Annotated in this window: 17 protein-coding genes; 1 reads left to right on the top strand and 16 read right to left on the bottom strand. The window is 69.5% G+C overall.

The genetic code is table 11. From position 1 onward, the window contains the following. Positions 1-916: 916 nt before the first annotated feature. From IPL61_36400 to IPL61_36435, 8 genes are all read right to left on the bottom strand, one after another. Positions 917-1282: a hypothetical protein gene (locus IPL61_36400; protein ID MBK9036675.1), complete on the bottom strand. Its 366-nt coding sequence runs from the start codon at positions 1280-1282 to the stop codon at positions 917-919. Next, complete coding sequence (locus IPL61_36405) at positions 1279-1578, bottom strand: hypothetical protein (GenBank protein ID MBK9036676.1); 300 nt, start codon at positions 1576-1578, stop codon at positions 1279-1281. Before IPL61_36405 ends, IPL61_36400 begins: the two co-directional genes overlap by 4 nt. Then, positions 1575-1814: a hypothetical protein gene (locus IPL61_36410; GenBank protein MBK9036677.1), complete on the bottom strand. Its 240-nt coding sequence runs from the start codon at positions 1812-1814 to the stop codon at positions 1575-1577. Before IPL61_36410 ends, IPL61_36405 begins: the two co-directional genes overlap by 4 nt. 246 nt (positions 1815-2060) lie before the next feature. Beyond that, entirely contained in the window at positions 2061-4061 is a 2001-nt protein-coding gene (locus tag IPL61_36415) for a hypothetical protein (protein MBK9036678.1), read from the bottom strand. Between the two features lie 3061 nt (positions 4062-7122). Continuing rightward, complete coding sequence (locus IPL61_36420; GenBank protein ID MBK9036679.1) at positions 7123-7485, bottom strand: hypothetical protein; 363 nt, start codon at positions 7483-7485, stop codon at positions 7123-7125. Between the two features lie 1497 nt (positions 7486-8982). Further along, on the bottom strand, positions 8983-9987 hold the full coding sequence (locus IPL61_36425) for a hypothetical protein (GenBank protein MBK9036680.1): 1005 nt from the start codon (positions 9985-9987) through the stop codon (positions 8983-8985). Positions 9988-10079: 92 nt separating this feature from the next. Further along, entirely contained in the window at positions 10080-12356 is a 2277-nt protein-coding gene (locus IPL61_36430) for a hypothetical protein (protein MBK9036681.1), read from the bottom strand. Further along, positions 12353-14263 carry a hypothetical protein gene (locus IPL61_36435; protein ID MBK9036682.1) on the bottom strand — a complete coding sequence of 637 codons (1911 nt, stop codon included), beginning with the start codon at positions 14261-14263 and terminating at the stop codon, positions 12353-12355. The genes IPL61_36430 and IPL61_36435 overlap by 4 nt, the downstream gene beginning before the upstream one ends. Between IPL61_36435 and IPL61_36440 the strand changes: the two genes are divergently transcribed. Continuing rightward, a complete protein-coding gene (locus tag IPL61_36440; protein MBK9036683.1) occupies positions 14226-15626 on the top strand; it encodes an FG-GAP repeat protein in 1401 nt (466 codons plus the stop codon). The genes IPL61_36435 and IPL61_36440 overlap by 38 nt on opposite strands. Before the next feature lie 110 nt (positions 15627-15736). On the opposite strand, the gene IPL61_36445 is transcribed toward IPL61_36440, so the two are convergent. The 8 genes from IPL61_36445 to IPL61_36480 all read right to left on the bottom strand — a co-directional run bounded on the left by IPL61_36445 (position 15737) and on the right by IPL61_36480 (position 23818). Next, positions 15737-16741, bottom strand: coding sequence for a hypothetical protein (locus IPL61_36445; GenBank protein ID MBK9036684.1), 1005 nt, complete (start codon positions 16739-16741; stop codon positions 15737-15739). A 560-nt stretch (positions 16742-17301) separates the two neighbouring features. Next, the gene (locus tag IPL61_36450; protein ID MBK9036685.1) at positions 17302-18015 is read right to left on the bottom strand and encodes a hypothetical protein; all 714 of its coding nucleotides are present in this window, start codon (positions 18013-18015) and stop codon (positions 17302-17304) included. Positions 18016-18029: 14 nt separating this feature from the next. After that, on the bottom strand, positions 18030-19139 hold the full coding sequence (locus tag IPL61_36455) for a hypothetical protein (protein MBK9036686.1): 1110 nt from the start codon (positions 19137-19139) through the stop codon (positions 18030-18032). Further along, on the bottom strand, positions 19136-19942 hold the full coding sequence (locus tag IPL61_36460; GenBank protein ID MBK9036687.1) for a S8 family serine peptidase: 807 nt from the start codon (positions 19940-19942) through the stop codon (positions 19136-19138). The genes IPL61_36455 and IPL61_36460 overlap by 4 nt, the downstream gene beginning before the upstream one ends. Continuing rightward, entirely contained in the window at positions 19849-20679 is an 831-nt protein-coding gene (locus IPL61_36465; protein ID MBK9036688.1) for a hypothetical protein, read from the bottom strand. The genes IPL61_36460 and IPL61_36465 overlap by 94 nt, the downstream gene beginning before the upstream one ends. A 27-nt stretch (positions 20680-20706) precedes the next feature. Continuing rightward, entirely contained in the window at positions 20707-21474 is a 768-nt protein-coding gene (locus tag IPL61_36470; protein ID MBK9036689.1) for a S8 family serine peptidase, read from the bottom strand. A gap of 408 nt (positions 21475-21882) precedes the next feature. Then, positions 21883-23034, bottom strand: coding sequence for an IS4 family transposase (locus tag IPL61_36475; GenBank protein ID MBK9036690.1), 1152 nt, complete (start codon positions 23032-23034; stop codon positions 21883-21885). 184 nt (positions 23035-23218) lie between these two features. Further along, positions 23219-23818, bottom strand: coding sequence for a hypothetical protein (locus IPL61_36480; GenBank protein MBK9036691.1), 600 nt, complete (start codon positions 23816-23818; stop codon positions 23219-23221). Between the last annotated feature and the right edge of the window lie 1048 nt (positions 23819-24866).

Consider the following 24866-nt stretch of genomic DNA (forward strand, 5'->3'; position numbering starts at 1 on the left):
GCGCCTGACTCCCATCGAGCGCAGGAATGGGCACACGACAAATCGTGATGCCGTGTCTACATGGCTCAATCGGACGCCCGCCCCCATGCGATGAGGCGAAAGGATCACCCGGCAACGGCGGATCGATGCTATTCCACGGCCCGTCATCCACGACAATATAATCTCCAGGCCCTCGACGCTCGACCGCACAGCTCATTGGATGGCGTATCGGATCCGGATCCGCCCCCGGGCATTGGAAGGTGAGCACGCGAGTGCGCCCTTCGAGCGGCGCTGCTATGGCCGGCGCGTCCTGCCGGGTTGGGGGTTTGACGCAACCTGAGTTTGGCGCCACCAGCGCCACCACCGCCACCACCGCCTGCACGGCCCGAGGCGGTGCCTCGCGCGAGCGCCCCGCGCGGGGGTGCGGTGCTCCGGTCGCCACCCCCGCGCGGAGGCGGGACACCCCATCATAATTGCGATCGCCGCGCTGAGAGAATGACGACGGGGTGACGCTGATGCGCATGACGAGCTCCGTGAAGGAAGAAGTCGGAAGTTGTGGCAGTAAGCGTGACAGCAGGATGCGCTTGACGGGATCGATGGATTTTGATCTGGTCCCTGGGGTCCCTGGGTGCAACGTGGCAGCCCCTACCCCGAGCAAATTTCGCGAGCGCTGTGAGTTCATCTCAAGCCTGCGACGGTCGCCCGGCAGCGACCACCTCGGTGGCGAAACGTTCGCTTTCAGGCTGAGGCGTGCGCTTGACTGGTTGGTGTCGCAGCGCCCATCCATGCACAACGATGCCGGACGCTCGCGACGGATTAGCCGGCGATGCGGCCACGCCCGCTTCCGCCGCAACAGCGACCGCGGACCGTCGCCGAAAGCTATGCCCGCCATGACCTCCGCCTACCATGGACTAGTTCTATCAGCGCCCAGCAGAATTCACAATACCAGCTGCAGGTCCCGCGACGGCCGGTAGCGCCCGGCCTCTTGCCGCTGCCCGCTGGCGACCACCACCGTGTCGTAGTCGAGCGCACGCACCAGCGGCAAGCCCGCGCGCACCGTCGACGCGCCCACCGCCACGCCAGCCACCATCTCCTCGAACCCCGGCCGCGCCAGCTTGTCCGCCTCGCTCATCGCCTCGAACTGCGCAGCCGCGAACCAGTCCTTCACCGGCGTCACCGCCGCCGCCGGCACCACCGCGCCACCCACCTGCACCTCACTCACGTGGAACCGGTCCACGCCGACCGGCCGACCGTGCGCGTACGCGGTGATCGTCCGCTCCAGCGGCACCACCTCCTGCGTCACCGACAACGTCGCGCACGGGTCCACCAGCGCCCCCGCCGCCTGGCCCCCCGCGGCGTCCCCCGGCGTCCCCCCCACCGCCGCCGCCAGCCCCGCGGCACCTCGGCGGCCCACGCCGCCGGCTCCGCCAGCGCCGCCTGCAGCGCCGGCCAGATCTGCCGCGCCGGCACCGTCGCCGGCGCGCCGTCCCCGAACCGCACGTGCACCGGCACGCACAGGTCGATGAACCACAGCGACAGGCACGCCTTGCCGTCGACCCGCCACGGCTGCGGCCCCTGCAGGTGGCCCTCGAAGCTCACCGCCGCCAGCGTCGTCGTCCCGCGCCGCAGCGCCACCCCGCCCACACGTCCACCGCCAGCCCGAACGGCGAGAACTGCACCAGCGTCTCGAACCCCAGCGCGCCCGTGATGTTCAGCGGCCCCGCCGACGCGTACAGATCGATCCGCGCGCCCAGCTGCAGCGTGTTCGACGTCAGCGCCAGGAACCCCTCCGCGTCCAGCCGCGGATCGTCCCCCGACCCCAGCTCGATCCGCACCCGCCGCAGCGTCGGGAAGTCCGCCGGCGCCGGAACTGCGAGTGGAACCCGCCGATCGCCAGCGCGAAGCTCCGCGGGCTCCCCAGCTCATCCGGACGCCAGGTCCCCGGTGATCAGGAACCCCGCGATCGTCGAGCTCCGCGGCGACGCGTCCACCGCCACCCGCCGCTGCCCGGAAATCCACCTCGCCCACCACGTCCATCGCCAGGTCGACGACCGCGTGCTCCTCCGTCGGCAGCTTCGTCGTCACCGTCCCCAGCACCACCACCCGCGCCGGCGCCGGCAGCTCCAGGAGCACCGCCAGCGTCCCCGCACCACCGTCGGCGCGCCCCAGCCAAACTTCACCGCCGGCCCGAACACGTACCGCCCCTCCGCCGCCGGGAAGTACCGCGCCAGGTCGGTCGTCAGCCGCCCCGCCTGCGCGATCGGGTCCGCCGGGAAGAAGATGTCCCCCATGCCCGCCGGCGTCCGCAGCGCCGCCCGCAGCGCGTCCGTGTCGACGCGCCGATGGATCCCGATCAGCCCCCCGACGCCCTCGAGCGTGAAGCCCAGGCCAAGTTGGACCGTCGAGAACTCGGCGCTGACCACGGCGGCGAGCGAGTAGCTGTGACCAGTCGCATCCAGCGCCGCGAGCGCCGAGACCGACACCCCACAGATCGACAGGGCCAAGGCGCCTTGGTAGTGACGCTCGCCGGCATCGGACGTCGTCTGGATGCGGCCGCCGCCGGACACCACACCGGCGTCGACGCCGACGCCCACTCCTTCGGGCCAGCGCGGGCCGAACGACAGGTCGGCGATCCCCAGGCTCCCACCCACCGCGCCGGGATCGACGCGGACCTCAAGCCCGACGTTCTCGGCCGCCAGCTCCACCGGTCCAAGCTTGACCCGTACGTCGCCGCCAACCTCGAGCGAGATCGCGCCGCTGACGGCCCGCAGACCGAGTCGAACCGCATCCAAGACGAGCGCGCTCGACCGCCCCCCCACGGGTATGCGCGCCGTCAGATCTCCGCTGCCGCAGAATCTCAGTCCGCCACCGAGGTCCCACTCGAGAAGCGCGTCGAACTGGGCTGAGGCCGCGCCGCCTGGGGTGACGCGCGCCAGCAAGCCATCGCCATGAGTGGCGGCGCCCAGCGCCAGACGGGCGCCGCGCAGCTCCGCACGGATCGCGACGTTGCGCGAGGTCGGTGCCACCGCAACACGGGCCGCGACCGACACCGCGCCGGGATCGAACGCGGCGCCGGACGGCTGCCCGGCCGGGCGTGTGAGGCTCAGTTCGATCTCGGCGGCTTCGCCTGTGCCGTGCGTCTGGACACCTGCAGGCGTAATGAGAAGCGCGTCCAGACTCCCCGTGATGCGCGTCGACAGTTGCCACGCGCCGACGGCGGACGAGATCTCGCCGCTCCCCGAGGGCCGGATCAGCAAGCCCGGGCCCCCGCGTGTCGTCGGAACGACCGCGAGCACCGCGCCGAGCGTTACCGCGACACCATCGACACGATGGGTCACCGCCATCATGTGCCGCAGGTCGGTGGTCGCGCTGCCGTAGTCGTAGCCGTATCTCGACTTGAGCCCGTACGATGTCTCCAGGCCGCACCAAGCGAGGAACTCCGCCAGTCTCGGGAACAGGCGGCTCGCGACCAAGCGCGCGCCGGCATCGTCGGCCAGCCCCGTCTCGCCGAAGTACTCGGCGCGCAGCGTGCTGATCGGCGCCCCGACCAGCGCTGGCAGTCGATCGAGCCGCACGCGATCCACCACGCGCGGGCGCCGAAGCACCGCGCCTGAGGCATCGACGATCGCTGGCTGGAGCCCCACGTCGCGATCCCTGACCACGAGGCCGAGAAGGAGTGCAACCTGATACGCCGCGGGCTTCGCGCGGAGCGCCACGGCGATCATCACCTCGAGCAGATCGACGACGAACCGATCGAGTTCCGGCGGCGCGGCGTTGATGTCAAACCCGTCGGCCAGTGTGAACACGTGGTCGACCAACGCCTGCACCGTGGCCAGTGCGTCGAGGGCTGACCTGACGTCGGTCGGCGGTTCGTCGACCCATCGCTCGAGTTCGTCAAGGCTCGCAGCGATGGCTGCGATCCGGTCGAGGACCTGGTCCAGCGGCACGCCCGTGACGCGATCGATCTCCCAGCCCAGCGCGCCCACCAGCTCCTGCCCAAACTCACGTGATGCCGTCGCAATTCGTACCGTCGTGCCCACGCTCCGCGCCCAACGCACGACCGCGCCAATCAGCTCGATCATGTGGAGGGCTCCCAGTCGCTGATCGGGAACTCGTCGTCATCGACGTCGAATCCGACGACGAAAGAACTCCACGGCTCGGGCGAGACCCCTGGCGCCATCCGCCACCACAGGTTCTGGGTCGCTGCGGAAACGATGCCCGGCGAGGGCCTTCCGAGCACAATCTCCCCGAGATTGTTCTTGCCGACGATCCTCCTTCCCGTTGCCGAATGAGCCTTGGTAGTCTTGGTACGCGCTCGCGATCGTCATCAGTATTGAGCGTGTGCAAGCGGGTCGCCCTCGACATGGGGCGGAGAGGGCGCTTCAAACGCCTCTGCGACCACGTAGTCGATGCGATAGCGCCAGTCTGGGGGCGGTCCGACCCGACCAGGCTGCCGAGCTCATCCTCCGCACGAACGGTCAACAGGAGGCATCGGCCTGAGGGCCTTGGGGCCACTAGGCCGCGGCGCCAGGACGCGCTTCTATCGATCTCTGCTTGCGGTATTGATTGCGTGCTCAAACGGCACCGGGCCAACCTAATCACAGTTTCGGATCGGATGGAATCGTGGATCTCCGGAAGTTGTAGCCCCAGCGGTGCTGTCGGTTGGAGTTCACGCTCGCGTCGACAAGCGCTCGACACAAAGTGGGCGATGACCGCACGCTGGGGCGCTGCCTCGCTGCGCCCGAGAAGGCGGCTTGGCGGAATAGGCGACGCGCGCGGCGTAGGGCGTAGTGCAGGTCGCCCGCGAGGATGATGACCTTGCCGTCGCGCTCCGGCGACGACGCGCCCAACGATCGCGGCCAAGAGGCGCTCGAGCGGGTCACTGTCCAGGTACCAGATGTCCCCGACCTCTGGCGAGTATGCGACCACCCAATCCCAGCCCGAGTTGGGCCTGGCCCCCCCTGGTAGCTCTTCCACCACTCATAGATGTCCTCCACCATTGCTTCAACACGAACGACCCAGGGCATCGGAGCTTGGATCGCGGGCCGAGGACGACAGGACAAACGTCACCTCGGGCGGTGCACCGGCGGGCGGAGGGATCTGGGCAGCCAAGGCCTGCTCCGACAGGAGCTCGCCCGCCTTCAGATTGTCATCCAGTTGCGAGAACTTTCGCCAGGTGCGCTCGTCAGGCGCAAGTAGCTGATATCCAGGCCCGGCGACTGTAAAATGAAAGGACAGCGGAGCCACCGACGGCGCCATCAACACGGGGCGAGGGACCTCCGTGTGCCAGCGACCCAGATCGTGCGCAGGTGGAGACGCTGCCCCGTCAGGTTGAACGAATGGGATAGACATCGCCCACCGCAGCGCATTCTCGTATTCAGGAAGATAGCTGCGGTCGACGTTTGCGAGGTCGAGGACTCTCATCATCCGCTGAAACGCACCCCATCCAGGTCCACGTGGATCATTTCCCCATCCTTGGAAGATCGAGAACGAGAGAAGTGCGTTCATCACGAGCCGTCGACCGAGCGACTGACGGCAACAGGCGGCTGCACCACTCATGATTGAGGTTCCAGCTGTTCTTCACCTCGTGATCATCGAAGATCATGTAGGTGGGAATATTGGCGAGCGCCCTTCGCACCCGATGCAGATCTGTCGCAAAGCTGATCGTCTCGCGATTCCAGAGCCCCGTGGTCGTCGGCCACAGAATTGGCGACCACCAGAGCAGATAGGAAGCACAGAACTCCGCGAGTGACAGCCGGAGGCACCGGGGCCGCTCATCAAGCTCGAAAATGTTCCGACGCCTTCCCGTTCATCGGGCGGAAGCTCGCTGCCGAGCACCTCTACCTGCGGGAGGATCTCGGGCCAGCCCAGCAAGGCCTCGCCGATCTCGCTGCACATTGCGAGGAGCTGCTCAGAGTGCTCATCGGCGTAGATCTGATCCCCGGTCAGTGCCAGCAAGTGGGGGCGATTCAACGGCTGCGCTACCGTATCGGCGATCATGACGTCCAGCGCGAGCAGGCCGTCCTCGCCAGCATAGTCCGGATCTCGACAGGACCCATGCACCACGCGAAGGCGACGCACGTCGTCAGGGGACAGTGCGAAGGACGGCAACGGGATCGACGGCCCATACGTCAAGGCGGCAGCGGCCGCCGCGTGGGCGTCACCGGGGTCGGCGTGACGCGTCATGACCCCCACCGAGAACAGCGAACTCCCGCCCGCTGGGTCCATGGGTGACGTCGAGGCTGCCATCGGCAAGAAGGCACAGGTCGTAGCTGTAGATGGCGCCCCATGGCAGGGGAGATACCCGACAGCGTCACGAGCGCGACATGAAGGTGATCGCCGATGCGCTGAGAGTCAGCGGTCGCCGTGCCAACCAGGGACCGACGTGGCGACGTCGTAGAGCTGAAGTGTGACGGTACGCGCGTCGCGCAAGGCGATCCAGATGCTGGCCTCGGCGCTGGTCACGCGCCGAACGATCGGCCCGGCGAGCACCAAGGGGAGTGCCGCGATGTCGAGGTCATGGCGCCGCCCCCCTGAGCTCGTACGTGCAGCCCTCGGACGTGATCGCCATCAGCGTCTGTTTGCGGACCAGGATCCGGCAGCCGGAGCTGCCGGCCGGGAGGTCGTCGGTGCGGCCCCAGGTGGACGTGGCCGGATCCCACAGAATGGTGCGATCGCACCCCGCAATGACCACCCGCCCATCGGGGAGCACGCGCGCGGCCTGGGGCGCTTGGGGTAGGTCGAACTCGGGCAGCGCGGACGCGGGCCCGTTGGTGACGGATCCCACCGCCTCGATCGGGAGCCCAATCCTGCGCGTGGTGCCCTCGAACGGCGGGAAGCCCCCGTGACGAGCACGGTGCCGTCCGCGAGCTGACCGCCAGCGGCGACGCACGCGGGCGCGCAGCGTGCCGACTGTGGCAAACGAGTTGTCTCGCGGGCCGAGCGCCTGGATCAGATCGAGTGGCTTGGGTTCCTAGCCCTCTGGACCTCACCGAGCGCCAGCACGCGACCATCCCGCAGCGCGCGAGCACGCCGACGCTGTCACGCCGCGGCGTCGCGTTCACGTCGACCACCCGCCTGGTCGCCGGATCCCCAGATCAGACTCCGCCGAACTTCCAGGTGGCGTAGGCGACCTTCCAGTTGTCATTGGCGAGGCGCTGCGGGACTCGCCGACGCGCGTAGCCGCCGACGAGCGCGACGCGACCATCCGCCAGCGATGCCGCCGCATGCTCGGTCAGCGGAACCGGCAACCGCCCAGCTGAACTCCAGCCCCCGTCGGGGATCCCACACCTCGAGCGTGTCGAGATTGTACACTCCTTCGTCGTAGTCAGAGGAGCCCGGCTCCTTCGTCGAGAACCAGTAGCTCGTTCTTACGATGCGGTTCTGATCGCTCCCACCGGCGACAAGGACTCGGCCGTCCGGCAGCAGCGTCGCGGTGTGGTTCATCCGCGGCGTGGACATCGCGCCGGTCTCAGCCCACGCGCCGGTCTCCGGATCCACGACGATCGCGCTGCGACGTGCGGTAGTCGCCCACGTTGCCTCCCGCGACCAGGAGGCGGCCGTCCGCGAGCGGCGTCACTGAGCCGCCCGCGGGAGCATGGGGATCGCTGCCAGGCGACGCCACGCCAGATCCATCGTCGCCTCGGTGCTCCAGATCGTGGTCCGCCCGGTCTGGTCGACCGCGAGGATGCGACCATCGGGGAGTGCGGCGAACAAGCGGTCGACTTCGTGGGGCTTGCGATCCGCTCCCACTTCCCCGTGGCAACCGTGTACAGGCTCGCTTCGGTGTCGAGCGTGCCGGTGCGCGCAATCAAGACACGATCGTCCACCGTCGGCACTGCGAGCAATCCACCTTCGGGGTGCTGCGGCGGTGGCGGGGCTATGTCGCGCCATATCGCCCCATCTGGGTCCCAGCCCTTCCACCCCGACCCAGTCCTGGCAATGACCCGACCGCCGGGCAGCTCGATAGCGGCGGAGATCCCCATGCGCGGTCGCGCACCCGGCAGAGGCGCCGGACTGGCGTCCGGGGCCGCAGAAATCATCACGGACGCGTCCCCGAAGAACCACACGAGCGACCGGTCAGCTGCCGCGGTCACGGCTACAATGCTGTAGTACGGGACTTGCGGCGGAACGACGACCTTCGCAAGCCCGGCAGGCGACCACGTCTTGCCGACGAGTCCGCTACCTTCATCGTATCCTAGGACCAGTGCTTCGTCGCCGCGAAGCGGCACGATGCGATCGAGGTTGAACGGCGCAGCGGCACGCGCCACCTCGGTCCACTGGTTGTTTGATGGGTCGTAGAGAACAAAGACGACAGACCCTTGCCGCGCGACCTCTTTCGGCCGAGGGCCAGGCAACTGAATCCCGACCAGGACACGACCCCGCGCAAGCTCGACGCCGACGCCGTCGCACATCGCTTCAGGCAATGGCGCGAGCGCGCGCCACGCCACGGTGGCGGGCTCGAACAACTCGACGTCGTTGCCACATGGCGAGTCCTTCGCCCCGGCCCGTCCGCCCGCGAACATCACCCGACCGCCAGAAAGCGCCAGCATGAGTCCGTCGGCGCGTCGCTTCTGCGCAGATGGACCCGCGGACCAAGCGCCGAGCGGCGGCTCTTCGATGGAGCACTGCACGTCCCCACTTTCGGCAGCGGGGCAAGCGCGGGTGTTCGGCACCCACTCCACAGCACCGCGACCAGCAGCGCCACCCACCAACTTCCGAAGCCACTTGAACCGATCGCGAGCCTCGATGCGCGCATCGAAAGTCGTGACAGTCGCTTCATTGGAAGCCTCACGACTCCCTCGTTGCCCGACTTCGCCCGCTGCGCTTCCCCGTCGCCAACCATGCGTGCAAAGATACCAGAGGTGGCGCCCCGAAGCAATCTGGTATGACAAATTCCTCGACCTCGATCCACCGGCGCCGCCGCCGCGTCCGCCGCCGTCACCTGCGCCGCCGCGCCGCGCCTCACCCACGGGTAGAACCGCAGGGCCGCTTCACTGTCACTCATGCTGCCACCTCGTAGCTCGGCACCACCTGCAGGCGCGCCGCGTCGTCGGGGTGCGCCGCCAGGTGCGCCCGCAGCGCCAGCTCGGCCTGCCCCCGCGTCGCCGCCGCGGTCAGATCCCACCGCGGCGCCAGCGCGTCGGTCGTCGCGATCACGAACGTCTCTTCCACCAGCGTCAGCGCGGGCGGCGCGCCGATCGGCGGCGCGTACGCCTCGACGCCGCCGCGGCCCCGCGGCGCCTGCGCGGTCGCCGACAGCGCGGTCCCGATGAGCTGCTGCGTCACCGACGGCCGGTAGCGCCCGGCCTCCTGCCGCCGCCCGCCGGCGATCACCACCGTGTCGTAGTCGAGCGCACGCACCAGCGGCAAGCCCGCGCGCACCGTCGTCGCGCCCACCGCCACGCCCGCCACCATCTGCTCGAACCCCGGCCGCGCCAGCTTGTCGGTCTCGCTCATCGCCTCGAACTGCGCCGGCGCGAACCACTCGGTCACCGGCGTCACCGCCGCCGCCGGCATCACCGCGTCGCCGACCCGCACCTCGGTCACCTCGAACCGGTCCACGCCGACCGGCCGACCGTGCGCGAACGCGGTGATCGTCCGATCCAGCGGCACCACCTGCTGCGTCACCGACACCGTCGCGCACGGATCCACCAGCGCCACCGGCGGCGCGCTCGCGTCGGCGTCCACCGGCGTCCCGACCACCGCCGCCGCCAGCCCCCGCGGCACCTCGGCGGCCCACGCCGCCGGCTCCGCCAGCGCCGCCTGCAGCGCCGGCCAGATCTGCCGCGCCGGCACCGTCGCCGGCGCGCCGTCCCCGAACCGCACGTGCACCGGCACGCACAGGTCGATGAACCACAGCGACAGGCACGCCTTGCCGTCGACCCGCCACGGCTGCGGCCCCTGCAGGTGGCCCTCGAAGCTCACCGCCGCCAGCGTCGTCGTCCCGCGCCGCAGCGCCACCCCCGCCCACACGTCCACCGCCAGCCCGAACGGCGAGAACTGCACCAGCGTCTCGAACCCCAGCGCCCCCGTGATGTTCAGCGGCCCCGCCGACGCGTACAGATCGATCCGCGCGCCCAGCTGCAGCGTGTTCGACGTCAGCGCCAGGAACCCCTCCGCGTCCAGCCGCGGATCGTCCCCGGCATCCGGAACGCCAGGTCCCCCGTGATCGGGAACCCCGCGATCGTCGAGCTCCGCAGCGACGCGTCCACCGCCACCCGCTTCTGCCCGAAGTCCACCTCGCCCACCACGTCCATCGCCAGGTCGACGACCGCGTGCTCCTCCGTCGGCAGCTTCGTCGTCACCGTGCCCAGCACCACCACCCGCGCCGGCGCCGGCAGCTCCAGGAGCACCGCCAGCGTCCCCCGCACCACCGTCGGCGCGCCCCAGCCAAACTTCACCGCCGGCCCGAACACGTACCGCCCCTCCGCCGCCGGGAAGTACCGCGCCAGGTCGGTCGTCAGCCGCCCCGCCTGCGCGATCGGGTCCGCCGGGAAGAAGATGTCCCCCATGCCGGCGGGAGTGCGCAGCGCCGCCCGCAGCGCGTCCGTGTCGACGCGGCGATGGATGCCGATCAGGCCCCCGACGCCCTCGAGCGTGAAGCCCAGCGGCAGCGGGACCGGCCGGAACTCTGCGGCGATGATGGCGGCGAGCGAGTAGCCGGGGCCCGCCGTGTCGAGCACGCCAATCGCCGCGAGCCCGACGCCGATCGCCTCGAGTGCAAGCGCGCCCGAATACCGTCCAGCGCTCGCGTCGCGCTCGATGAAGCCACCGCCACGCACTGCACTTGCATCAATCGCAAGTCCGATTGACGATGGAGGGAACCATCCAATACTCAGATCCACGGGCCCGAGGTTGCCGGGGCTGGCCCCGAGTCGAGCGCGAAACCCCGCCGAATTCATCACGAGGTGCACCGGGCCCCAGCTCAGCGCCGCTACGACCGCGACCCGCGCCTCAAGCGAGACGTCCGTCAGTTCGAGCCCCGCACGGATCGCACCCAGCCGCAGCGGACCGATCGGCCGATCGATCGCCGTCTCGACCTCGAGCCCGCCACTGCCGGTGAACGACAGCCCTCGCCCTGACCACCGCAGCGCCGCCGACAGCGGCACGGTAACGCCTCCACCCGGCAAGAGGCTGGCGAAGAACCCATCCCCCCCATCCGCGGCAAGGGCAGCGAGTCGCAGCTCACCGCGGTCGATGCGTACCTCCGCGAAAGCGCTCGGTAGTGCCGCGCCTCCCGCCGCGGCGCCAAGGACAAGTGAGACTTCGTGCAGAGAGACACCGACGCCGGCGGCGGTCAACTCGACGACTGCGGCACCATCGGATGCACTCCGCCCGCCCAGCACCAGCGCCAGTGTTCCGGTCGTCGCGGCGCCCGCGCTCGTGCTGTCCCGAGGGTGAAGCGCTGGCGCGACCAGAGGCCGCAGCACGACTGCGAGCCCGCTCGCGAATGCAGCCGAGGCCTCGAGCGTCAGCGTCAGGCCTTCGCCGAGATCGAGCGCGCCACCAACGTCACCGTAGGGAACCAGGGACAGCGCGAGGCCTTCGGGCAGTCCCGGCGCGGTCGCAGGCACGGTCTGCACGACCAGATCGACGCCAACCAGATCGGTACGAATCAGCGGCAGCCATAGCTCCGCCCGTGGGCCCGCCGACTCGACCGGCGCAGTGGGAGCGAACACGCGGCTGAGTGCAGACGTCGGTCGCCGAAACTCGCCCGGCGCGCCGAGCGCGACACCCAGCGAGAACAAGCAGCCCAAGAGGCGGTCCTCATCGATCGCGGACGTTCGCCAACCATACAGCTCGCTCGCGAGGTCGCCAGGATTGCGAAATGCGTCGACTAGCCGCTCTGGGCGCAGCGTGATCCTCGTGTACGGCGGCTGATGCCGGGTTGGGTCGGCGCTTATTGGGGTGCGTTCCAGGACGCCGACGGCTGCAAGAAGCGCGTGCAACAGGGCACCGCGCCGACGCAGCTCGCTCTCGATCAGCCAACCCAGGAGTCGCGGCTCAAACTCAATGTCGATCGCTGTCAGGTCGACCCACGCCGCGCCCAACTCGCTTCGCAGAAGCGGTGGCAGTGCACGCACCGCTGCGAGGCTCCCGGCCAGCGCCCCCGCGACCGCGAGCGCCGGTGCGACCAGGCTGGACGGCGGTGCGTCGTCGCTCTCGACCTCCATGCGAGTCTCCAGCAGCGTCGCAAGATTGTCGAGCAATCCTGCGAGCGGGCCGCCCAGGTCGCGGACACATTGCGGCACCGCGGGCACGCTCCACCCGAGGATCTCGAGCAGACGCCGCACGGCGTCGTCGGAGGTTGTCGCCAGGCCCAGCGGCTCCAGCAAGTGTCCGAGCCAGACGAGCGCGTCGTCGATCGTGTTCACGGTGCGCTCACGCGTGGCCGGACGACCGAAATCGGCGACTGGCTACCCCGGTAGTAGAGCCCGGGTGCCACCGACGCGTCGATGACCAGAGGAGAAAGAGAGTCGAGAAAAGGTCGAAACGCGGTGTCCGCGGCGCGTTGCGCCAGGTAGGATCTCCAGGGATCGTGGTCGGGCGCCAGTGTAGTGACGACCGGCTGCATCAGGGGAAAGTACAGCGCATCCCCAACTGGCGGTGGTCGGAAGCCTGGGCCCGACGGGCCCGGGCCCTGACCGGCCACGGTCCGCGGGATAGCCGCAACGGCCGCATGTGCGGACCCATACCCCCAATCATTCTGCCAGACCCCACGCGGGATCTCGATCCACCAGGCACCCGGCGCGGCGAATGATTCGTACGGATCCCAGCGTCGGAGCCTTGTCTGCCGCCACGGTGCCACCAACTCCTCCGCAGTCGGATTGGCCGCAACTGCGGCAATGACGAACTGACGCAGCCCGTCGAGAATCAACACAACCTGGTCGAGCAGGTCCATCGCCATCGCATTGTAAAGACAGGTCGCCAGGCCGTGCCCGGCGAGCCAGATCTGCGGCCCACTCGCCCGCGTACGGACCTTGCCCGTCGTGACATCGCGCTCAACGTGCATCACGTAGGAATATTCGCTCCCCCAGGCGCCGTGTACCAACATCGAGTAGATGCGACTGTTCCAGAAGACCACGAAATCTCCGATTTGCAGTTCGTGTATCGGGACTTCCAAGTTCTCGAAGTACGGGTCGGCGCTTCCGTCAGCGAGAAGGATATCGAGGTCGCGAACGCCACTGTGCGAGATGACGGGCCCCAAGCTTGCGTAGTCGAGCGCCCGACCGGCGAAGATGGCCTCGAACGCGCCCGCGCTGCCGGTGCGCCGACACCGCGAGAACCACAACGCCTCGAGTGCCAAGGCGACGCCGACCATGTCGCAAAATAGCCACGCGCGCTGGCGAAAGTCCGGTCGCGGCAGATCGAACAGCCCAAGCAACGCGTCGGTACGCGTCACGGTCGGGGAGCCACGCATCTCGACCCAAAGCACGCCGTAGGTCGTGGCGATCGGTTGGAACGCGTCAGCCACGCTGTCGGGGAGGCGTACGGGTGGGCTGCCATCCGCCGGCTCGTAGATCATCTCCACCGCGCTTGCCTGCCAGTCGGGGTCGCCGCCAAGGATGCTCTGGAATGGGCGCACGGGGACACCGGGGTACTCGAACAACCGCATCTGGTTCCCATCGAACCAGGGCCCGGTGGCGCCACCGGGCACCTGCCAGACGCGGATCGTCGGGCTCACATTGACGTTGTACGTCATCCGTTCAACAACACGAAGGCGCCGGTCGAAGAGATCCGCGAGGGCGTCCGCTCGCAACGTCCGCGACGCCCCAGTCCCCGACCACAACGCGTCGCCGTGCAGTGCGGCCGCTTCCCAGATGATCTGTGGAATCCATCGCGCTCGCTGAGCTAGATACTCGGCGCGTTTACGACCATGCAAGCTCCTGGCCACCATACCCGTGGATGAGGTGAGCTGCGATACGGAATCCAGATCGAGATGCGCGGGAACGAGCGCGTCGTGAATGATCGCCGTGGGTGCCGTCAGCTCGATCAGGCGTTGTGTTACGAAGCCACTGACCACCGCTTGCTCGCGCGTGACCACGAGGGCGAGCTGCTCGGCCGCGCCCGTCGGATTGTCCTCAACGAGTGCGTGAGCGCGGCGGCGCGCGTGGATGGCGCGCAATCGATGCGTTGCCGTGGAGAGGTCCAAGCCAGCCGTGACCAGCGCGACGATGGTGTCTTCGAGCCCCAATTCCCAGACTCCCGCTTGATGTTGCCGTGGTACCATCAACCTATCGCCGATGCAATGGTCCAACCCAAAAAGCTCCATCGTGACCATCGTGACAGCCGCAGCGCGAATGCCACCATCGCTCGGCCTACTGTTCGTGGCAATGGCCTGTGGCCGCTCGGCGCCGCCGCCATCCAGCGCGGGCAGCGCTGAGGCCGGCGCGGACGCAGTAACTCGTTGTGCGGCACAAGCGGTGGCGCCCGGACCGCGACGGTTCCGGCTGGACTGGAACGGCGACGGCATCGACGACCTCGCGCTCTCGGCCGCCGGAAGCGTGGCGATCTGGCTCGGCGGTCACGCCGGCCTTGGCGACGGGCCGGTGCTTCGTCTCACGGCGCCGGCGGACACCACCGGCTTTGGCGAGGCCCTCGTGCCGATCGGCGACCTCGACGGCGACGGCTTCGGCGATCTGGTGGTCGCCGCCCCGTCCACTGTCACTTCGCGCGAGCGCGGTGGCGAATTCCGAGGAGGGGCCGGGTACTTGTACCGCGGCGGTTCGAGCGCGGCGACTCCCGAGCGGCTCACCGTGCTCGGGACCGCACCACGTTTCGGCGCGTCGCTCGCCGCCGGCGATCTCGACGGCGACGGGCGCCTCGAACTGATCGCCGCAACACCCTCGAACTCGCTGGCGACCATTCAAGGGCTGCGGCCCCGGTGGCGTGCCGGCGTCTACGTGTATGGCAGCGACCTCGCGCCCCACGCGCTGTGGCCGGCGAATCCCGACAGCCGGGACGTTATCGACGTCATCGCCGGTGGCGACCTCGACGGCGATGGGTGCGACGACGTGATCGTGCGGACCCTGCCGGCCCAACAGCGCGACGCGGCCAATTACGCACGTTTCGCAGGAGCAGATACTGACGTCGTCGAGTTGCGCGTGTACACCGGTGGAAGTGATGGCATCGCGGCCGACCGAGGTCACGTGCTTGCACGCAGCAACAAGAGCGGTCCGCCGAGCCCACTGGTGGTACCCAACTTCGATGGAGATGGCCGCGCCGCCGTGGCCGTCGCCAAAGACCATGGGGTGTCGCTCGCTCGGCTTGGCCTCACGGGCGCCCCGGCGTGGACAGCCGAGCTGTTGTTTCCAGTCGCGCGCGCGACGATCGACTACCTGGCCACTGGAGACCTCGACGGTGACGGTCGCAGCGATGTGATCGCCGGCTCCCACACGGCTGGTGTCATCGTGGCCTACCGCGGTGGGGCGCCGGCCGTCGCGCCCGTCACATTGTCCATGCCCCCGGCTGCACAGGTGTTCCCACTCAGCCTGTCCGTCGGCGACTTCGACGGCGATGGACGCGACGACCTCGCCGCCAGCAGCAGCGCCAGCGGCGACCACAGCCCTGACCAACTGTGGATCTATCGCGGAGACGCAACGACCCTGCTTGGAGCGCCGGTTGCGCGGCGCATGGTGCCTTGACCGCGGCACCGCCGCGCGGGTCCCGCCCGCCGCCGCGTCCGCCGCCGTCACCTGCGCCGCCGCGCCGCGCCTCACCCACGGGTAGAACCGCAGGGCCGCTTCACTGTCACTCATGCTGCCACCTCGTAGCTCGGCACCACCTGCAGGCGCGCCGCGTCGTCGGGGTGCGCCGCCAGGTGCGCCCGCAGCGCCAGCTCGGCCTGCCCCCGCGTCGCCGCCGCGGTCAGGTCCCACCGCGGCGCCAGCGCGTCCGTCGTCGCGACCACGTAGGTCTCTTCCACCAGCGTCAGCGCCGGCGGCGCGCCGATCGGCGGCGCGTACGCCTCGACGCCGCCGCGGCCCCGCGGCGCCTGCGCGGTCGCCGACAGCGCGGTCCCGATGAGCTGCTGGGTCACCGACGGCCGGTAGCGCCCGGCCTCTTGCCGCCGCCCGTCGGCGATCACCACCGTGTCGTAGTCGAGCGCCCGCACCAGCGGCAAGCCCGCGCGCACCGTCGCCGCGCCCACCGCCACGCCCGCCACCATCTGCTCGAACCCCGGCCGCGCCAGCTTGTCGGTCTCGCTCATCGCCTCGAACTGTGCCGGCGCGAACCACTCGGTCACCGGCGTCACCGCCGCCGCCGGCATCACCGCGTCGCCGACCCGCACCTCGGTCACCTCGAACCGATCGACGCCGACCGGCCGACCGTGCGCGAATGCGGTGATCGTCCGATCCAGCGGCACCACCTGCTGCGTCACCGACAGGGTCGCGCACGGATCCACCAGCGCCACCGGCGGCTGGCTCGCGTCGGCGTCCACCGGCGTCCCGACCACCGCCGCCGCCAGCCCGCGCGGCACCTCGGCGGCCCACGCCGCCGGCTCCGCCAGCGCCGCCTGCAGCGCCGGCCAGATCTGCCGCGACGGCACCGTCGCCGGCGCGCCGTCCCCGAACCGCACGTGGATCGGCACGCACAGGTCGATGAACCACAGCGACAGGCACGCCTTGCCGTCGACCCGCCACGGCTGCGGGCCCTGCAGGTGGCCCTCGAAGCTCACCGCCGCCAACGTCGTCGTCCCGCGCCGCAGCGCCACCCCCGCCCACACGTCCACCGCCAGCCCGAACGGCGAGAACTGCACCAGCGTCTCGAACCCCAGCGCGCCCGTGATGTTCAGCGGCCCCGCCGACGCGTACAGATCGATCCGCGCGCCCAGCTGCAGCGTGTTCGACGTCAGCGCCAGGAACCCCTCCGCGTCCAGCCGCGGATCGTCCCCGACCCCAGCTCGACCCGCACCCGCCGCAGCGTCGGAAGTCCGCCGGCGGCCGGAACTGCGAGCGGACCCCGCCGATCGCCAGCGCGAAGCGCCGCGCGCTCCCCCAGCCCATCCGGAACGCCAGGTCCCCGGGGAGCGGGAACCCCGCGATCGCCGAGCTCCGCAGCGACGCGTCCACCGCCACCCGCCGCTGCCCGAAATCCACCTCGCCCACCACGTCCATCGCCAGGTCGACGACCGCGTGCTCCTCCGTCGGCAGCTTCGTCGTCACGGTCCCCAGCACCACCACCCGCGCCGGCGCCGGCAGCTCCAGGAGCACCGCCAGCGTCCCCGCACCACCGTCGGCGCGCCCCAGCCAAACTTCACCGCCGGCCCGAACACGTACCGCCCCTCCGCCGCCGGGAAGTACCGCGCCAGGTCGGTCGTCAGCCGCCCCGCCTGCGCGATCGGGTCCGCCGGAAGAAGATGTCCCCCATCCCCGCCGGCGTGCGGAGCGCCGCCCGCAGCGCGTCGGTGTCGACGCGGCGATGGATGCCGATCAGGCCGCCGACGCCCTCGAGCGTGAAGCCCAGCGGCAGCGGGACCGGCCGGAACTCTGCGGCGATGATGGCGGCGAGGGAGTAGCCGGGGCCCGCCGTGTCGAGCACGCCAATCGCCGCGAGCCCGACGCCGATCGCCTCGAGTGCAAGCGCGCCCGAATACCGTCCAGCGCTCGCGTCGCGCTCGATGAAGCCACCGCCGGAGACCGGGCCCGCGTTGAGCCCAAGGCCGAAGCGATCAGGCGCACGCAACCCGCCGGTGACGTGCAGTGGGCCGAGGTTGCCGCCTCCGTCGGGGAAAGCCAGCGCCCCACGTAGCCCGGCGCCACCGATCGCGACCGTCACCGGCCCGAGCGTCGCGGTCGCGCTCGCCTCGATCTCGGCGTGCACGGCGTCGCCGTCGAGCCCGATCGTGATGCGCACGCCGTCCACCCGCGCGCGACTACCGCCGGTGCGCACCGGCAGATCGATCACGAGCGCCGCGCTCCCCCCGAGCCGCAGGCCGGCGGCCGGCGACCACGACGCGTCGAGGTCGAAGCGGGCTTCGAGCCCGCGGTCGCCGAGGGCGCCGCGCACGAAGGCGTCGCCGCCGCGGAGCACCAGCTGAACGCCGGTCAGGACAGCTCGAGGCGCGGTGTCAGCGCGACCGCGGCAGTAGGGTCGCTCCAGCTCCCGGACACCGCAAGGCCGGCGACCAATTCGTCGAACTCGATACGCGAGGCGCCGACGGCACCGACGACCAGCAGCGGTTCGCCGCCAGCGTGGCGCGCGCCGCCGATCGCGACGTCCAGCACGGCCGTCACCGCCGGCGTAGCGAGGTTGACGGTCAGTGGCGGCCGCACCGCGAGGTCGACATCGACCGGCACAGTGGCGGTGATCGCGACCGCGCCCTGCCACGGGCCAAGGCTGTCGCCGGTGGCCACGGTCACCGCGAGCGGCTGCCGGATCGAAATGGCGAGACCGGGCGGCGACACCGTTGGGTCGGTGTGCATCGCCATCCCATACAGCTCGACCCCGGCCGGCAGGCCGAGCGGCTCGAGGACGGTCGCCTCGTGGCCCAACTGTTCGACGAGAACGGCGACAGCGTGGTGGAGCGTGACGCCGTCGAAGTCTGGCTCGCCCCAGGCGTAGACCTCGCGCAGGAGCTGCCAGGGATCGCGGAACAGGGTCAGGAGCCGGTCGCCGCGGAAGCGCGGCTCGGCGTGCTCGAGCACCAAGCCGGCGTTTGCCGCGACCTCGACCTGCTCGATCACGCCCGCCAGCTGCAAGACCTGGCGAGCGCGTGGGTAGTGCTCGGCGAGGAGGCCGATCAACGCCTCGTGGAGCAGCCGGCCGCGCAGCGCGCCAGCGAACGCGGCCAGGTCGTCGCGCTCGGTCGCTGACAGGTCGGTCGCCGACGTCGACAGCACGGCGAGTTGGTCCATCGCGCCCGCGATCGCGCCGGTCACCGCGGCCACCGCGGCGATCAACTCGGCGCCTGCGGTGATCCTGCCGGCGCCACTGGCCGCCTCGAATGTCTCGCGCGCGGCCTCGAGCCCACCGGCCGCCTCCTGCACCACCGACCAGGCGGCGATCAGCATTGCGTCGCCGGTCACCGATGGCCGGGCACGCAGGCCCATCCGCCGGAACAGCGCGACGGTCGTATCCGGCCAGGGCTGATCGCTGAGCGCGCCCAGCGCGGTCGCGATCTGGCTCGCGCCCCAGTGATGTACCGCCGCGCTCACGTCGCCCGCTCGCTGTCGGAGATCATGCGAACGGATCCGGGACCGTGGCGCTCGATGCTCTCGCGCAACGCAGGGCTTCCGTAACGCGTGAGCTGGCCGAGCATCCGCTCAAAGTACGCGGCACGCTCGTCGTCGCGCATACGCTCGTCGGCGCGTCCGCCCAGGCGGTGCAGCAGCGCGGGACCGCCGGCGCGATGCCACAGCGTCACGACTCGCCGGTTGGTGTTGATCAGCCGTCGCACCTCGCTCAGGTGCCGGCTGAACAGCGCGGCGTTGAGCGCGTCGCCGCGGCCTGCCAACACCGCAACTGGATGACGGCCGTCGACGACGGCCGCAGATGCGTCAGGGGCCGACACGCGCGCCGACGAGTCACTCGGCGTCGCCAAGGTCAGCCACGGCCATGGTGAGTCCACGAGCGCCTGGGCGTCGAGCTTGCCAGCGCCCCAACGGTACCATGTCGTCGCGTTGCTCGGGTCGACGGGACCGCGCGCCGAGGTCCGCAGCCTTTCGTGAATGTCCGCGAGCGGCATGTCGGGATAGCGCTGGAGCAGGAGCGCGAGCGCGCCGGTGACATGGGGCGCCGCCATGCTCGTCCCGGTCTGCTCGACCCACGCGGGGCAGATCCACTGCGGGCAGACGTTGTCGTGGTTGGCCTCGGCCGCTTTGATGTTGGTGCCGGGCGCCGCGATCGTCGGCTTCGGGTAGCCGCCTACCAGGATCCGGGCTGGGCCCAGGCTCGACTGCTTTTGGATCGATTCCGATGACAGCCATGTTGGGCTGTCGTGGTTGGCGACTGTGACCACACCGACGGCGGTACCGGGATCGTGATGGTGCCGAGATCGGTCGCCTTGACGTTGTCGCCTGGGCCACCTGGCCTCGGAAACCGAACGTCACCCACGAAGCGATCGACCCAGGCATCAACGGCGACCGCTGCGGTGCCGGTGTTGGTCACCCTGAGGTGCCACGGCCCCGGAACAGCTCGCCGCCGACGTTCGGCGGAATCATTGACAGCCGAAATGGAGGGCATCGATGGCCACCGAATTCTCGTCCCAGAGGAGGCTGGCTGTCGACTGCTGGTCGGCGGCGCACTGGGATTGACCGGGACCAGATTGAGCCCGGCGTTCGGAGCTCCCTGGACCAGGACCCCGAAGCTGTGGCCGGCCACGATCAGCTCGAGGCTGAGAGTCGCGTCAGCCCGGTACCAGAAGCCGACCTCGCAGTTCTGGTTCTCGCCTTCCTTGATCTCAAAGGCGAACGTGGCCGTCTGTTGCTCGTCGATGGTGGCCCGCGCGTGTCGTCGCGCCTGGGCCTCGTTTCCGGCCGACTTCACAACCACGCGCGTCTTGGTGCCCGGCGTCGGCGTCATGAAGCGCTCGGCCTCGCTCTCAAGCTCATCGCTGCCGTCGTGGGCGCCCCACGTAATGCCGGCGCTGATGTTCACCACGCATGGCTTGTTTTCCTGGTCTGCGATCTCGGCGATGTACCGCAATGCAGCGGCGAAACCCTCAATGTACAGCCCGCCAAACACGTTGACGAGCACGATGTCAGCGGCCGGCGCTACGCCTTGCTACTTGCCTCCACTGCAGTGGAGAAAGTGAGGCGCGAGCCCGTTGCCGGCGGCGATCGCGGCGACATGGGTCCCATGGGAGGCCTCGGCGAATCCGCGAACGGCGCTGTCGCGGTGGCGCACCGCCACGGGAGCAATCCCCGGCGGCGTCGAGTACCCCAGCGTGTGGTCGATGTCGTGACGGTCATAGACCGGTCCACGCACCTGGCCTGCGATCGCGTCGGGGCGCGTGCGATCCCCGGCGTGGATGCTCAACGACTGATCCCAGAGGCCCAGGATGCGCGTGCGGCCGTCGGGTTTCCGGAACGTCAGGTGGCGGAAGTCGATCCCCGAGTCGATGACCGCAATGATCACGCCAGCGCCGTCGGGGTACGGCCGCCCGATATCCCCGTCCCACTGATCGCGCAGCTGCTTGGCGCGGATCAGCGGGACGCTGTCGCTGAGCTCGAGGCCCATCCGCCTTGACGCAGAGATCTTGATCACCGAGGGCACCCGGGCGAGATCCATCAGGCGCGCTGGCGACACCACTCCAATCGCAAGATTGGTCTCGACATCAGTCCGCGGCTTCTGGCCCGGTGCGCGTAGCCCGGCGTCGAGGAGCGGCTGCATGTCGATGCCGCGGTGGGTGACCAACACCGTAAGTTCGGCCGGGATGCAGCGCAACGGGACGCCGGGGATGTTGGGATGCCGGGAGGCTGGCTGGCCGGCGTTGACGCGCTCGACGTTCTGCAAGAGAGCAACCAGCTGGATGTCGAGCTTCTTTCGCACCTCGGGAACGTCGAAGATGAGCGGCTGGGTCCTCGTCCGCGCCCAGTCCTCCGGCGGCATCGGGGTGCACACCTCTGCGGGCTCCGGCTCCTCGGGGGGAGGACGGCTCGGACACGCGACTCCAGAGAGGAGCGCTGACGCTGTCGCGGACTTCAGGATCCAACCCGCCTTCTTCATCACCGTTCACCTCGCACCACGAAATGGGACGCCGGGGCGAAACGTGATGGTGCGCCCCACCGAACACGACGCAGCGCGGTCACTTTTCTGCCTCCGCTTCGAGGTCTCTGTTGCCTCTGTCGCTGGTCAGGTTGCCAGTCGTGGGTCTGATGCTGCCGCTCGACACGCCGCGCCTCGTTCAAGACCTCCCGTCTGACCTGCACCCCACACACGTCTGAGCCATCCCCTCATTCAGATGATGCCAAAGACCTTGCGGAAGAACGCGTGCTGCTTGACCTCGGCGTCGTACGCGACCATCAGCGGAGCGAGGCGGTCGTCGCCCATCATCGGGATCGCGGCGTAGAGGTTGAGGCCTTGGTTGAACAGCGACATCGTGCGCTTCTTCGACGTGTTCGTCTTCATGAGGCGATCGAGGCCGCACGCTTCACCGGCGGCGCCGAGCAGCGTCAAGAGCGCTTGCGCCACTGCCGCGAGCAGCAGCAGGCGATCGCGGCGGTCGGTGCTGCCGATGCGCGTCGCCGAGAGGCCGAGCCCGAAGCGCAGATTCTTCTGGTCGCGGAACGTCTCCTCGATCGTGAACCGTCGGCCATAGAGTTTGACGACATCGGCGGCCTTGTCGTCGCGCCGCGTCGTCGCCAGGCACCAGGCCTCCTTCATGCGCGGCGCATGCACCACCACGACGGCAGGCACCTCGGCACGCGTGCGCGTGATCTTCGCGCCGCGGATCATCGTGGCGCGCCCGCTGGGTGGCAACCACTTGCCGGCGGGACGCTGATCACCGGTGGCATCCTCGACGTGGATAGCCGCGCGGAATCGGATCACGTAGTCCCAGCCCAGCGTCTCGAGCAGCCGGTACAGCTTCTGGTCCCCGAACCCACGGTCTGCCAGCACCGTGATCTTGACGTCAGTCGCGACGCACTCATGCAGCCGCTCGATCAGCCGGTACTCGTACCCGTTGCGCTTGCCCTCCAGCGTCGACTTCTTGACGGTCAGCCAGATCAGCGGCGTCGCCCGCCCGTGGCTCGTCATCAGGTAGCCCGCGAGCGTCGCGTGGTCGTCAGCGTCGAACTCGGTCCAGTCCAGCGCGAGCACGATCTCCTTGCGCGGCCCGACGACGAACTCGGCCCACGGCTGGAACAGCGACCACATGTCGAACCCGTCGTTGCTGAGCATGCGGTCGGTCTGCTTCACCCCATGCTTCGCGCTGTGATTCGTCGCGTGGGCGTAGCCGCGCCCGATCGCGTGCACCGACAGCACCGCCGCGTCCAAGACGCCCACGACCCCATTCGCCAGCGACCGCACCCGCAGCGCGTGCAGGTCGTCACCGAAGACTTGGTCGATCGTCTCGGCGACCTGCAGCGGGTTCTTCACGAAGCTCGACATCGCGCGGCGTTTCATCATGCCGCGAGAACCAGCGGCGTCGAACCGAAATTCCGTCGACGACAAAGAAACGTCGGGAGCAATCTCACGCATTTACGCCCTCAAAACGAGGGGATCCCTCAGCACACACGTACCAGCGGGAATCCTGGAGCGCAAGGTGGAACGACCAATATCAGAAACATCCCACTTAGCGCTCGTCGTTCGTTGCTTGTCCCGGATACAGATACCGGCCGCCGTCGATGCGGACACCTCGCCGCTCCGGGTCGGTGGCGCTGACCGAGAAGATCTGACCGCGGCGCCAGACCACGCGCGGGCCGACGGGGCGGCCGGCCGAGCAGAAGGTGTGCTCGAGGAGCGAGCCATCGGACCCGACGAGTTCGATCGGACCGTCGACGAAGCCGGCCGCGTCGCGGCACAATAGCAAATGCGCGTCCAGATCGCCTCCGAACGTGGTGGCGCATGCGACGGCCATGCCCAGCGCGCAGGACGTTCGCCTCGGTGGTGGATCGCGGGGCGGATCACGTTCGATGACGGCGCGGCCATCTGATAGCGGTGGCGGATCGATCACGCGCGCCGCGCAATACGGCGGCTCCACGCGAATGGCAATCGACTCGACTTCGCCGACGGCGCAATGGAAGTCGCCCTGGCGCCACCGCCCCGTCGGGGCCTTCTCGACGACGTATGATCCCGGCCGCGACTCATGGCCAGCGCGAGCGCAGCAGGCCGTGCTCGTGAGGATCGACAGCGCCAGTGGCAACGCCCGCCCGCCCGTCTTCACCAATCGCATGCGGCAACTCTGCACGGGCGTGGATCGCGTCCCAGAAAGCCAACGAAAGCGCTTCATCTACCGATCTTCCTTCGCTCGTCCAACGATCGTCGCGAGCCCGGCCGGGGCTTGCGAGGCGTGCTCGGTCATGGCACCACCGCGCCGGGCACGCGCGAAGCCGCCGTATGTGTAGCTGTCGGGTCCCGAAGACATGACGCCTCCGAGCCCGCCGCGCCTGGCTTCAGCGGCGACCTAGTCCGGATCCACCCGGCGGCGGGATATTGACCCAGCCCGGCTACGACGGTCGCCGCGTGCTCGGCCGCGTCAAGGGTTCGCTCGCGTGCCGCGAGCCGGCTACGCCGCCCTTGACCCGGCCTCCGCTCGCTGGCAACGTGCTCGGTACGGGCTGCGACGGGGCGGACTCGGGTTGCCACGTGGCAACCAGGCCACTGCGCATGTGAGCAGTGGTGGATCTCATCGAGGCGGCCAAAGTGGATCTCAGTTATCCCGCCGCTGAAGCGCCTGGTGACGCCCACGAGATGACCCTACAAACTCCGGGCTCATCCAGAGACGACCGGCGCCGCAATCCGCGGCCCCAGCGGATGCCCGGTCGCCGCGCCGCGGTCGCCGCTCGATGCGCCGCGTGCCGACGCGTCGACGCGGTGTCGCCCCGCTCGATCCCGATGCCATCGCGCATCCCGCCGCTGACCTGCACCCCGCACACGTACCAGCGGCAATCCTGGAGCGCACGGTGGAACGACCAATATCAGAAACACTTGCTGGCACGTTCGTAAGTTGTCTTACCTGCGGCACGCAGGCTCTCGCACCTGCGTGCGCAATGTCCCACAGCAGCCGAATGAGCCCTCCCGCGTGACAGCGCCTCAGCCTCGCCACGCCGACCTCGTCGCGGCGCTGCCAGCGCGCGTTCCACTCCAATGCCGAGCACCGTCGCGACTTCGACTCGCCGCCCATGACGCCTTCATGCCCTCGATGTTCACACGCGCAGGGCAAGCCGCCGCTGACAACGTCGCACCACGTGCCGCTATCGTCGCGACGCACCGCGCGCATG

The sequence above is a fragment of the Myxococcales bacterium genome (genome assembly GCA_016717005.1).
GTDB lineage: Bacteria > Myxococcota_A > Polyangia > Haliangiales > Haliangiaceae > UBA2376.

Coding starts and splice junctions, on each gene's coding strand:
- IPL61_36415 (MBK9036678.1), bottom strand. CDS start 4,061: ATGATCGAGCTGATTGGCGCGGTCGTGCGTTGGGCGCGGAGCGTGGGC.
- IPL61_36440 (MBK9036683.1), top strand. CDS start 14,226: ATGCAATGGTCCAACCCAAAAAGCTCCATCGTGACCATCGTGACAGCC.
- IPL61_36435 (MBK9036682.1), bottom strand. CDS start 14,263: ATGGTCACGATGGAGCTTTTTGGGTTGGACCATTGCATCGGCGATAGG.
- IPL61_36475 (MBK9036690.1), bottom strand. CDS start 23,034: ATGTCGAGCTTCGTGAAGAACCCGCTGCAGGTCGCCGAGACGATCGAC.
- IPL61_36480 (MBK9036691.1), bottom strand. CDS start 23,818: ATGCGATTGGTGAAGACGGGCGGGCGGGCGTTGCCACTGGCGCTGTCG.